General features: G+C 43.9%; 8 protein-coding genes and 1 other annotated feature. Of the genes, 7 read left to right on the forward strand and 1 reads right to left on the reverse strand.

Features of this window, described 5'->3' with window-relative positions:
• Positions 1 to 89 precede the first annotated feature (89 nt).
• The 4 genes from LJE12_RS08895 to LJE12_RS08910 all read left to right on the forward strand — a co-directional run bounded on the left by LJE12_RS08895 (position 90) and on the right by LJE12_RS08910 (position 4,486).
• On the forward strand, positions 90 to 1,772 hold the full coding sequence (locus LJE12_RS08895) for a phospho-sugar mutase (RefSeq protein ID WP_055053573.1): 1,683 nt from the start codon (positions 90 to 92) through the stop codon (positions 1,770 to 1,772).
• A 233-nt stretch (positions 1,773 to 2,005) separates the two neighbouring features.
• Positions 2,006 to 2,251 carry a DUF1292 domain-containing protein gene (locus tag LJE12_RS08900; protein WP_026649908.1) on the forward strand — a complete coding sequence of 82 codons (246 nt, stop codon included), beginning with the start codon at positions 2,006 to 2,008 and terminating at the stop codon, positions 2,249 to 2,251.
• A gap of 90 nt (positions 2,252 to 2,341) precedes the next feature.
• On the forward strand, positions 2,342 to 3,466 hold the full coding sequence (locus LJE12_RS08905; protein WP_008707773.1) for a DUF362 domain-containing protein: 1,125 nt from the start codon (positions 2,342 to 2,344) through the stop codon (positions 3,464 to 3,466).
• A 60-nt stretch (positions 3,467 to 3,526) separates the two neighbouring features.
• Positions 3,527 to 4,486, forward strand: coding sequence for a 3'-5' exonuclease (locus tag LJE12_RS08910; RefSeq protein WP_227226874.1), 960 nt, complete (start codon positions 3,527 to 3,529; stop codon positions 4,484 to 4,486).
• Here the strand turns inward: LJE12_RS08910 and LJE12_RS08915 are convergent.
• Positions 4,457 to 5,692, reverse strand: coding sequence for a D-alanyl-D-alanine carboxypeptidase family protein (locus LJE12_RS08915; RefSeq protein WP_227226875.1), 1,236 nt, complete (start codon positions 5,690 to 5,692; stop codon positions 4,457 to 4,459). The two genes, LJE12_RS08910 and LJE12_RS08915, sit on opposite strands and share 30 nt — an antisense overlap.
• Positions 5,693 to 5,771: 79 nt before the next feature.
• Between LJE12_RS08915 and LJE12_RS20610 the strand changes: the two genes are divergently transcribed.
• The 3 genes from LJE12_RS20610 (at position 5,772) to LJE12_RS08925 (ending at position 12,449) form a co-directional block, all read left to right on the forward strand.
• A complete protein-coding gene (locus LJE12_RS20610) occupies positions 5,772 to 5,837 on the forward strand; it encodes a DUF6783 domain-containing protein (RefSeq protein WP_320055409.1) in 66 nt (21 codons plus the stop codon).
• A gap of 303 nt (positions 5,838 to 6,140) precedes the next feature.
• Positions 6,141 to 6,376, forward strand: a binding site (T-box leader).
• A gap of 130 nt (positions 6,377 to 6,506) precedes the next feature.
• Positions 6,507 to 9,662 (forward strand): isoleucine--tRNA ligase, encoded by a 3,156-nt coding sequence (gene ileS, locus LJE12_RS08920; RefSeq protein ID WP_227226876.1) that lies wholly within the window; start codon positions 6,507 to 6,509, stop codon positions 9,660 to 9,662.
• A gap of 324 nt (positions 9,663 to 9,986) precedes the next feature.
• Positions 9,987 to 12,449 carry a glycogen/starch/alpha-glucan phosphorylase gene (locus LJE12_RS08925; RefSeq protein WP_119253212.1) on the forward strand — a complete coding sequence of 821 codons (2,463 nt, stop codon included), beginning with the start codon at positions 9,987 to 9,989 and terminating at the stop codon, positions 12,447 to 12,449.
• The last annotated feature ends 93 nt before the right edge of the window (positions 12,450 to 12,542 follow it).

Genomic DNA, 12,542 nt, shown 5'->3' on the forward strand with positions numbered 1-12,542 from the left:
AATCTCGCTGTTTTGTTGCTGATTTGTCTGATTTATGATATTATGGAAATATCTTAAAAAATCTAAAAAATAAGGCAGGAGTGGTCAAAATGTATCAGGAAGAATACAAACGTTGGTTGGCAGCAGATCTGCAGGATGCGGATCTTAATCCGGAATTATCCAAAATCGAAGGAAATGATGAAGAGATAAAAGATCGTTTCGCAGTAGCGCTGAAATTTGGAACAGCCGGACTTCGCGGAGTTCTCGGAGCCGGAACCAACCGTATGAATATTTATGTAGTTCGCCAGGCAACACAGGGACTTGCGAACTGGGTAAAAACACAGGGCGGTAATCAGACAGTAGCCATCAGCTATGACAGCCGTCTTAAGAGTGATGTATTTGCAAAAACAGCAGCAGGCGTACTGGCGGCAAATGATATCAATGTCAGAATTTATGACGCACTGATGCCTGTACCGGCACTTTCCTTTGCAACACGTTACTATGAATGCAATGCAGGTATTATGGTAACAGCATCCCACAACCCGGCTAAGTACAACGGATATAAAGCATATGGTCCTGACGGATGCCAGATGACAGACGATGCAGCTGCCATTGTATATGAAGAGATCCAGAAAACAGACGTACTTACAGGTGCGAAATATATGTCTTTCGCAGAAGGCGTAGAACAGGGAAAGATCCGTTTTGTAGGAGATGACTGCAAGCAGGCTCTCTATGAAGCTATCGAATCCCGTCAGGTTCGTCCGGGTCTCTGCAAGACAGCAGGGCTGAAACTGGTTTACAGCCCGTTAAACGGATCAGGACTTGTACCTGTAACTCAGGTATTAAAAGATATCGGAATTACAGATATCACAATCGTTCCGGAACAGGAATATCCTAACGGATACTTCACAACCTGCAGTTATCCGAACCCGGAAATCTTTGCAGCTCTGGAGCTTGGATTAAACCTCGCAAAAGAAACAGGTGCAGACTTAATGCTTGCAACTGACCCGGATGCAGACCGTGTTGGTATCGCAATGAAATGCCCGGATGGTTCCTATGAACTGGTAACAGGTAATGAGGTAGGTGTACTCCTTCTTGACTATATCTGTGCAGGCCGTATCGAAAAAGGTACAATGCCAAAGAACCCGGTAGCAGTGAAATCCATTGTTTCCACACCACTTGCAGATGCAGTGGCAGAGCACTATGGAGTAGAACTCAGAAGCGTACTTACAGGATTCAAGTGGATCGGCGATCAGATCGCACAGCTTGAAGCAGCAGATGAAGTAGACAGATTTATCTTCGGATTTGAAGAGAGCTACGGATACCTTGCAGGCCCATATGTACGTGACAAGGATGCTGTTATCGGATCTATGCTGATCTGTGAAATGGCTGCATATTACAGAAGCATCGGAAGTTCCCTGAAACAGAGAATGGAAGAGATTTATGCACAGTACGGACGTTACCTGAACAAAGTAGACAGCTTCGAATTCCCGGGATTAAGCGGAATGGATAAGATGTCAGCTCTGATGCAGGGACTTCGTGATAAACCTCTCACAGAGATCGCAGGTCATGCCATCGTAAAAGTAACAGATTACCAGAAACCGGAAGAAACAGGACTTCCTGCAGCAAACGTACTGATCTACAAGCTGGATAACGGCGAGACAGTAGTTGTCCGCCCATCCGGAACAGAACCAAAGATCAAGATCTATTACACAACTCTCGGCAAGAACCTGGAAGAGGCAGAAGCTGAGAAAGAGAAGCTTGCAGAAGCATTAAAACCGATCATGGCATAAGCAATTGTAAGCAGAACTGAATAAAATATACTAAACCGGAAAGGCTGTGCTCATTGGAGGTGCAGTCTTTCTTTTTGTAACCCGCAGGGGCCTTACTGTTACTGTTCACTCCGTTCACAGTAACGACTTACTTGATTCGGTTAAATAGGATTGATATAATTAACACTCTTTGCTACAATAAAAAACAGCGAAAATAAGAATAAGACTGCTTATGAATGAAAGGAAAACATACTATGGAAGAATATGAAGTAATCAGCATCCCGGTATCTGACGGAACAGAACGGGATTTTGCGATCATGGATACCTTTGAATTTGAAGGACAGGGATATCTGGCAGTTTCTCTGATTGAAGGAGATGAGATCCAGGAAGGCGTTTACATTTACCGTTACCACAATGCAGAAGATGGAGATGTTGTGGTAGAGCAGATCACTTTGCCTGCAGAATACAAAAAGGTGACAAAATTTTACGAACAGATGTAAGCAAAAAAATATCTCGAAAAGAACCTGCATCTTGTGATAAAATAAAAAAGAAAATCAAATTTTGATCAATAAAAACAGGAGGAAAAAACGATGGAGAAATCAACCGTTTATTTTACTGATTTCAGATGTCCGGTTGGCACCAGCCAGCTTGATAAATTGAAGAAACTCTGTGTTACAGCCGGAATCAAAGACATTGATATGGATGGAAAATTCGTGGCTATTAAAATGCATTTCGGAGAACTTGGCAATCTGGCTTTCCTGCGCCCGAATTACGCAAAAACAGTAGCTGATCTCTGTAAAGAGCAGGGAGGACTTCCGTTCCTCACAGACTGCAACACTCTTTATCCGGGAAGCCGTAAGAATGCACTGGAGCATCTGGAGTGCGCAAATCTCAACGGATTTAACAGCATTTCAACAGGATGCCAGATCATCATCGGTGATGGCTTACGCGGTACAGACGAAGTAGAAGTACCGGTAGTTAATGGTGAATATTGTCAGACTGCACTGATCGGACATGCGATCATGGATGCAGATATTTTTATCAGCTTAAGCCACTTCAAAGGACATGAAGCAACCGGCTTCGGCGGTGCACTGAAGAATATCGGAATGGGATGCGGAAGCCGCGCAGGTAAGATGAAACAGCATGCCAGCGGAAAACCTGCAGTAAATGAAGAACTTTGCCGCGGATGCCGTCGCTGCGCGAAAGAGTGCGGAAGTGATGCGATTACATATCCGAATAAAAAAGCAGTCATTGATTATGATAAATGTAAAGGCTGCGGCCGTTGTATCGGAGCCTGCGGTTTTGATGCCGTATACAATCCAAACAGCAGTGCGAATGAACTTCTTGACCGTAAGATGGCAGAATATGCACAGGCAGTCTGTCATGGCCGTCCGCATTTCCATGTAGCGCTTGTTCAGGATATCAGCCCGAACTGTGACTGCCATGGCGAAAATGATGCACCAATCCTTCCTGATATCGGAATGTTTGCAAGCTTTGACCCGGTTGCTCTGGACCAGGCCTGCGCAGATGCCTGTCTGAAAGCAACTCCGATCGAGAACAGCCAGCTTGGAGAACACCTGGCAAAACCTGACTGGCATTGCCACCACGACCATTTCAAAGATTCCAACCCGAACATTGAATGGCAGGCAACACTGGATCAGGCAGAGAAGATTGGTCTGGGAACCAGACAGTATGAACTGAAGATTGTGAAATAATATGTTTATCAGCAGTGGAAAATAAATTCGAAAAAGTAATAAACAAAAAGGACCGGATGAATGAACTATATTGTCTTTGACCTGGAATGGAATCAGAATCCTTCGGGAAAGAAAACACGTAACGACAGGCTTCCATTTGAGATTATCGAGATTGGGGCTGTAAAAGTAAACAGCAAAAAAGAAATAACGGATCATTTTCACCGACTGATCAAACCACAGGTCTATAAATGGATTCATGACAGCATCCATGAGGTAATTCATGTAGATTATAAAGATCTAATGAAAGGAGTGCCCTTTGAGCAGGCAGTCAGGGAATTTATTGACTGGTGCGGAGAAGACTGGTACTTTTTTACCTGGGGAAATCAGGACGTGATGGAACTTCAGAGAAATATGAAGTTCTATAGCCTGCTGGATCTGCTTCCCGGACCTGTGACTTATTATGATGTGCAGAAACTATACAGTATCAGTTATGATGACGGTACACACAGGTGTGCATTGGAGCATGCGATCGATGAGCTGAAAATAGAGAAATCCAGGGGATTTCACCGGGCGCTTGCAGATGCCTGGTATACAGCGAAAGTCCTGGAGAAAATAAATAATATAATCATCATCAATCATCCGTCACTGGATGTTTACCAGAATCCAAAGAAGAAAAAAGACGAGATACATATTTCCTATCCGGATCATGACAAATATGTATCCAGAGAATTTGCCACAAGAGAGCGAATCATGAAAGACCGCGAGGTGACCAGCACCAGATGTCCGGTCTGTCATCTGCCTGCAAAGCGCAAACTCCGATGGTTTATGAATAATCCAAAGGTTTATTACAGCATATCCAATTGTGAAGAACATGGACTGATAAGAGGCAAGATCCGTATCCGAAAAACAGAAGATGAGAAATATTTCGCTGTGAAGACATTGCGTTTCACAGATACAGAAGAAGCGGAAGAACTTCGTGAAAGAAAAGAAGTCCTCCGCCTCAGGCGAAAACTAAAAAGAAGCGTTGAGAAGGAGATCTGAAAGGATCTCCTTCTCATATTGCATTCCATATCCGACCATATGGCCGTCTAAATAATATTTACTTTTAATTCGCTTTGGACCGACAGAATTGTTCAGAAGTTTCTGCTTCTTTACAAGCTGGCTCACATCGGTTCCTGTGGGGACAGTTACGTACACATGCCTCATATAATAGAAGGAACACAGATTATTCCAGTCCTTTAACAGGTGCTTTTCGCATGGGAGAAATACTGTCGGTACCGGATCGGTATCTATATTCAAGTCTACTTTTTCAAAATTGTCGAAGCCGTAATCCAGCAGAGAAGTTGTATCAGGAAAAGCACCGTTTGTAGAATTCAGCACAACTGCAATGAGAATGGAATTTCCTCTCTTGGCATAGGTGACAAGCGTACTTCCCGCTGCATCGGTGTATCCGGTCTTTCCTCCCAGAACCCCATCGTATGCATAAGACTGTCCGGGCATCATCTTATGGTGATTGAGAAGATAACGGGTTTCAGACTGCTTATTAGTCGGAGGAATCTCATAAACCTGTGTGGTCACAAATTTACGGAATCTAGGATTATACCAGGCTGCCTTAGCAATCTTCATCATATCACCTGCGGTGGTATAATGCGTCTCATCCGGAAGACCATTTGGATTATTAAAATGGGTGTTCTTACAGCCCAGCTGAGCTGCCCTCTGGTTCATCAGTTCAACAAACTTCTTTACAGAACCGCTTGTTTTTTCTGCCAGAGCAAGAGCCATCTCATTGGCGGATTCCAGCATCAGAGCCATCAGGGCCTGCTCTACTGTGAAAACCTCTCCTGTTTCTGCGTAAATGCTGGAGCTTCCGGCCTCAATCCCATAAGCCGCTTCCTGCGACATGGTGATCGTATCGTCCATATCCAGATATTCACAGGCCAGAAGAGCGGTCATGATCTTAGTGATACTGGCGGGATATAGCTTATCCTTGGCATTCTTGGAATAAAGAATAGTATCAGTGACTGCATCCATCAGCACTGCGGACTGTCCCTCGATATTAGGACCTGTGGGCCATCCTTTGACAGAATCGATATCTGAGGCCTGTGAATAGGTTTCTGAATGACCGGCTTCAGGAGTGGCAGAGGTCTCGGCAGCGTAAGTGACTGCAGGCTGGGAGGTCAGAATCCCTGCACAAAGCATTCCGGTGAGGAAACGTTTCATTAATTTATGAAATTTTGTTTTAAACATTTGAAATTACCCTTCATTAAATATACATAGTAGTTGCTTTCCATATCCTAGAGCGTGTCTGAAAAAGGCTTTCTGCAAGATGTGCGTCACAATTTGTGGTATATTTTGCCCGGATGAGGGCGCCGTAGCGGGCTACGGCAACTGAATTCGGGTGAAATATACCGCAAAGTGGGGCGTGCAGATTGCGGGAATGATTTTTTAGACACGCTCTAGTACATCGTTTTAAATGACGTTCGGACAAAATATTCTACCTTATTATATCATTAATTACAATGCCTGTGTAAAATTTATATGATAGTATGTTAACAGTGTGTTACTGTTCGGGAGTTTGACAGTAACCAGTGTTATTAAACAGTAACAGGATTACCCTAATATTCAAAAAAATACTTGACACAGTGAATTTTGTGACCTTATAATGAATCCGCATAGTTAAATAAATGATATGTCCACAAAAACGTTGATGGAGAGAGTAACTGCAGGGGAAAGCAGACAGCGAACCGGGGAGGGTGTGAGCCCGGTGGTGAGTAAATGCAGTGAAGATCACTCCGGAGTTGCAGCTCTGAAGGGTGTACAGACAGGTAAGAGCTGACGGAAATCCCCGTTAAAAGATTCATGTATCGGCAGAGGATGCCCGTACAATGTAACAGGTGGTATAGCGAACGTCAATAAACCTTCGTCCTTTTACAAAAGGGCGATTTTTTTATGGGCTTATTTTCGTTCTTAAAGGACACCGGAAATATTTTTCAGTGTATATAAACGTCCTGCATATTTTCAGGTGTCTGATACAAATAATTTAAACAGGAGGTAAATTACTGTGTACCAGAAAGTTGATACGAACTTAAACTTTGTAGACCGTGAGAAAAAAGTAGAAGAATTCTGGAAAGAAAACCATATCTTTGAGAAAAGTATGGAGAACAGAAAAGAAGGAGAAACCTATACATTCTATGATGGACCGCCCACTGCAAACGGCAAACCGCACATCGGCCATGTACTTACCCGTGTAATCAAGGATATGATTCCGAGATACCGTACAATGAAGGGCTACATGGTTCCGCGTAAAGCAGGATGGGATACCCACGGACTTCCGGTAGAGCTGGAAGTAGAGAAGAAACTTGGTCTGGATGGCAAAGAGCAGATTGAAGAATACGGTATGGAGCCATTCATCAAACAGTGTAAGGAAAGCGTCTGGAAATACAAAGGAATGTGGGAGGATTTCTCCTCTACTGTTGGTTTCTGGGCTGATATGGAACATCCATACGTAACTTACTATGACGATTATATTGAATCCGAATGGTGGGCATTAAAAGAAATCTGGAACAAGAAGCTTCTGTATAAAGGCTTCAAGATCGTTCCTTACTGTCCAAGATGCGGTACCCCTCTTTCCGCACAGGAAGTATCCCAGGGATACAAAACTGTAAAAGAGCGCTCCGCAGTTGTAAGATTCAAGGTTGTTGGTGAAGATGCATACTTCCTTGCATGGACAACAACACCATGGACACTTCCGTCCAACGTTGCACTCTGCGTAAACCCGGATGAGACTTACTGCAAAGTAAAGGCAGCAGACGGATATACCTATTATATGGCAGAAGCACTCCTTGACAAAGTCCTTGGCAAGCTTGCAAAAGAAGAAGGCGAGAAAGCATATGAAGTTCTGGAAACCTACAAAGGAACAGACCTGGAATACAAAGCATACGAGCCGCTTTTCGCATGTGCAGGAGAGGCAGCAGCAAAACAGAAAAAGAAAGCTCATTTCGTAACCTGTGATAACTACGTTACTATGAGTGATGGTACAGGTATCGTTCACATCGCACCTGCATTCGGTGAAGACGACAGCAGAATCGGACGTAACTATGAACTGCCATTCGTACAGTTTGTAGACGGACAGGGTAACCTGACAAAAGAGACACCATACGCAGGCGTTTTCGTAAAGAAAGCAGATCCTATGGTCCTCACAGATCTGGACAAAGAAGGCAAGCTCTTCGATGCTCCGAAATTCGAGCATGATTATCCACACTGCTGGAGATGTGACACACCACTGATCTACTATGCAAGAGAATCCTGGTTCATCAAGATGACAGCAGTTAAGGATGACCTGATCAGAAATAACAATACAATCAACTGGATCCCTGAGAGCATCGGTAAAGGACGTTTCGGCGACTGGCTTGAAAACGTTCAGGACTGGGGTATCAGCCGTAACCGTTACTGGGGAACACCACTGAACATCTGGCAGTGTGAATGCGGACATATGCATTCCATCGGAAGCCGTCAGGAGTTATTCGAGATGAGCGGTGATGAGAGAGCCAAGACAGTAGAGCTTCACCGCCCATATATCGATGAGATCACACTGAAGTGTCCGGAGTGCGGTGGAGAAATGCATCGTGTACCGGAGGTTATTGACTGCTGGTTCGACTCAGGAGCAATGCCTTTCGCACAGCATCATTATCCATTTGAAAACAAAGAATTATTTGAGCAGCAGTTCCCTGCAAACTTTATCTCCGAGGCAGTAGACCAGACCCGTGGATGGTTCTACTCACTCCTTGCAGAATCCACACTGCTCTTCAACAAAGCACCATACAAGAACGTAATCGTTCTGGGACATGTTCAGGATGAGAACGGACAGAAGATGAGTAAGTCCAAAGGAAATGCAGTTGATCCATTCGATGCACTGAACAAATACGGCGCAGATGCCATCAGATGGTACTTCTACATCAACAGTGCTCCATGGCTTCCGAACCGTTTCCATGGCAAGGCAGTTGTGGAAGGACAGCGTAAATTCATGAGCACACTGTGGAATACTTACGCATTCTTCGTATTATATGCAGACATCGACAACTTCGACCCGACCAAATATGAACTGAACTATGATCAGCTTCCTGTTATGGACAAATGGCTCCTCAGCAGATTAAATACAACTGTTCAGGCAGTTGACAATGACCTGGCTAACTACAAGATCCCGGAAGCAGCAAGAGCACTTCAGGAATTCGTAGATGAGATGAGTAACTGGTATGTAAGAAGAAGCCGCGAACGTTTCTGGGCAAAGGGAATGGAGCAGGATAAGATCAATGCTTACATGACTCTGTACCATGCACTGGTAACCATTGCCAAGACAGCAGCTCCGATGATCCCGTTCATGACAGAAGACATCTATCAGAATCTGGTAAGAAGCGTGGACAAAGATGCTCCTGAGAGTATCCATCTCTGCGACTTCCCAACTGTAAACGAAGCATGGATCGACAAAGATCTGGAAGCAGACATGAAAGAGCTTCTGGAGATCGTAGTTCTGGGACGTGCCTGCAGAAATACAGCAAACATCAAGAACCGTCAGCCGATCGGAACCATGTATGTAAAAGCTGAGAAGAAAATGAGTGAATTCTACACTGACATTATCGCAGATGAACTGAATGTCAAAGAAGTGAAATTCGCAGATGATGTAGAATCTTTTATCTCCTACAGCTTCAAACCACAGCTTCGTACAGTAGGACCGAAATACGGTAAACTCCTTGGAGGAATCAGACAGGCTCTCACAGACATCAATGGAACAGCAGCAATGAACGAACTGAGAACCAACGGTGTCCTGAAACTGGATATCAACGGAAACGATGTAGAGCTTACAGAAGAAGACCTTCTTATTGAAACAGCACAGACAGAAGGCTATGTATCCGAATCTGACGGTGAAACATCCGTAGTCCTGGATACAAACCTGACACCTGAACTGATCGAAGAAGGATATGTACGTGAGATCATCAGCAAGATCCAGACCATGCGTAAGGAAGCCGGCTTCGAAGTTATGGACAAGATCGTAGTATACGCTCACGGAAATGACAAGATCCAGGATGTCATGAAAGCACACGAAGATGAGATCAAGTCAGAAGTACTTGCAGACGAAATGGTACTTGGCGAGACCGATGGTTATGTGAAAGAGTGGAACATCAACAAAGAAGCAGTAACTATGGGTGTTAAGAAACTGTAATTGACAACATTCGGTCAATTACTGACAAGGTAATGATAAGTTACAGGTATTTCACAGGAAATATACTACTTTCGCAATGCACGATAACAAAAAAATGTTATAAAATTCGGCAATTATACACATGACAGACTGTCGAAAAAAGAGTATCATTATCCTTGACAGTCTGATTTCAGAGAGGAAATTGGAGGCAGAGATTCTTTGCCCCCAATTTCTCTGATATGAGAAAACAGAAGAGTTGACGGAATGAAGAGGTTCACCGGCAATATCCGCAAGGTGTATTGCTGAGAATAAAGTGAACAGTGAAACCATTACGGGAGGTATGAAATGACAAACGAAATGTTCAAGAAAGAGGCATTCAAGAAAAGCGTAAAAGACAACGTAAAATTCCTCTATCGAAAAACAATTGAAGAAGCTACACAGGAGCAGATTTTCCAGGCAGTAAGCTACTCTGTAAAAGACGTTATCATTGATAACTGGCTTGCAACACAGAAAGCATATGACGAACAGGATCCGAAGATCGTATACTATATGTCCATGGAATTCCTGATGGGACGTGCTCTCGGAAACAACCTGATCAACCTTTGCGCTTACGGTGAAGTAAAAGAAGCTCTCGAAGAGCTGGGATTTGACCTTAACTGTATCGAAGATCAGGAACCGGATCCGGCACTTGGAAACGGTGGTCTGGGAAGACTGGCTGCATGCTTCCTTGATTCTCTCGCAACTTTAAATTACGCAGCATATGGCTGCGGAATCCGTTATCACTACGGAATGTTCAAACAGAAAATCGAGAACGGATACCAGATCGAAGTACCGGATAACTGGTTAAAAAATGGATATCCATTTGAACTGCGCCGTCCGGAATATGCCAAAGAAGTACACTTCGGCGGATATGTAAGAGTAGAGTACGATCCTGAAAAGGGCGGAAACAAATTTATCCACGAAGGATATCAGGCTGTAAAAGCCATTCCTTATGATATGCCGATCACAGGATATGACAATGATGTAGTAAACACACTTCGTATCTGGGATGCAGAGCCGATCGTAGACTTCGAGCTTGATTCCTTTGACAAAGGTGATTACAAGAAAGCAGTAGAGCAGGAGAACCTTGCCCGTAATATCGTAGAAGTTCTTTATCCGAATGACAATCATTATGCAGGTAAAGAGCTGAGACTGAAACAGCAGTACTTCTTTGTATCTGCAAGCCTCCAGGCAGCAATTGCCAAATATAAAAAGAAACATGACGATATCCATAAATTATATGAAAAAGTAACATTCCAGATGAATGATACACATCCGACTGTAGCAGTAGCAGAGTTAATGCGTATCCTCATGGACGAAGAAGGACTTGGATGGGATGAAGCATGGGAAGTAACAAGAAAATCTGTTGCTTACACAAACCATACAATTATGTCCGAAGCACTTGAGAAATGGCCGATCGAACTCTTCTCCAGACTGCTTCCGCGTGTATACCAGATTATCGAAGAGATCAACCGTCGTTTCATCCTTGAGATCCAGGCAAAATATCCGGGAAATTATGAGAAGATCAAAAAGATGGCTATCATCTATGACGGACAGGTTAAGATGGCTCACCTTGCAATCGCAGCAGGCTACTCTGTAAACGGTGTTGCACGCCTTCATACAGAGATCCTGAAGAATCAGGAATTAAAAGACTTCTATGAAATGATGCCTGAGAAATTCAACAACAAGACAAACGGTATCACTCAGAGACGTTTCCTGCTCCACGCAAATCCACTCCTTGCAGACTGGATCACAGAGCATATCGGACCGGACTGGATCACAGACCTTCCACAGTTAAAGAAACTTGCAGTTTACGCAGATGATGAAAAAGCACTCCAGGAATTCATGAACATTAAGTTCAAGAACAAAGAGCGTCTGGCTAAATACATCCTTGAGCACAATGGCGTAGAAGTAGACCCGCACTCCATCTTCGATGTACAGGTTAAGAGACTTCACGAGTACAAACGTCAGCTCCTGAACATCCTGCATGTTATCTATCTGTACAACCAGATTAAGATGCATCCGGAAATGGAATTCTATCCAAGAACATTCATCTTCGGTGCAAAAGCATCCGCAGGTTATGCAACAGCCAAGAAGATCATCAAACTCATCAACTCCGTAGCAGATGTAGTAAACAACGACGCTTCCATCAACGGCAAGATCAAAGTTGTATTCATCGAAAACTACAGAGTATCCAACGCTGAGTGGATCTTCGCAGCAGCAGACGTTTCCGAGCAGATTTCCACAGCAAGTAAAGAGGCATCCGGTACAGGTAACATGAAGTTCATGCTCAACGGTGCTCCTACACTTGGAACAATGGACGGTGCTAACGTAGAGATCGTAGAAGAAGTTGGCGCAGAAAACGCATTCATCTTCGGTTTAAGCTCCGACGAAGTAATCAACTACGAAAACAACGGCGGATACGATCCAAACGTAATCTACAACACAGACGAAGAAATCCGTCAGGTACTGATGCAGCTCATCAACGGAACCTTCTCCAATGATACAGAACTCTTCCGTGACCTGTACGATTCACTTCTCAACACAAAGAACACAGACAGAGCAGACCGCTACTTCATCCTCGCAGACTTCCGTTCCTATGCAGACGCACAGAAACGCGTAGAAGCAGCATACAGAGACGAAAAAGGCTGGGCTAAGAAAGCGCTCCTCAACACAGCATGCAGCGGCAAGTTCACATCCGACAGAACTATCCAGGAATATGTAGATGATATCTGGCATCTGGATAAGGTTATTGTCAGAAAGAAATAATATGTTTGCTTTAACACCTTAAAGCAGATGGTAGAGAAACAGCAGAGAATGATAAAAAAGTTCTCTGCTGTTTTTGTGATGCTGGAAACAGGA

The organism is Blautia sp. DFI.6.71 (assembly GCF_020593585.1).
Taxonomy (GTDB): domain Bacteria; phylum Bacillota; class Clostridia; order Lachnospirales; family Lachnospiraceae; genus Blautia_A; species Blautia_A wexlerae.

What these genes read in the sequence shown, in the direction of transcription:
- LJE12_RS08895 (WP_055053573.1), top strand. Translation starts at nt 90, where the DNA reads ATGTATCAGGAAGAATACAAACGTTGGTTGGCAGCAGATCTGCAGGAT.
- LJE12_RS08925 (WP_119253212.1), top strand. Translation starts at nt 9,987, where the DNA reads ATGACAAACGAAATGTTCAAGAAAGAGGCATTCAAGAAAAGCGTAAAA.
- LJE12_RS08910 (WP_227226874.1), top strand. Translation starts at nt 3,527, where the DNA reads ATGAACTATATTGTCTTTGACCTGGAATGGAATCAGAATCCTTCGGGA.
- LJE12_RS08915 (WP_227226875.1), bottom strand. Translation starts at nt 5,692, where the DNA reads ATGTTTAAAACAAAATTTCATAAATTAATGAAACGTTTCCTCACCGGA.
- LJE12_RS08900 (WP_026649908.1), top strand. Translation starts at nt 2,006, where the DNA reads ATGGAAGAATATGAAGTAATCAGCATCCCGGTATCTGACGGAACAGAA.
- LJE12_RS08905 (WP_008707773.1), top strand. Translation starts at nt 2,342, where the DNA reads ATGGAGAAATCAACCGTTTATTTTACTGATTTCAGATGTCCGGTTGGC.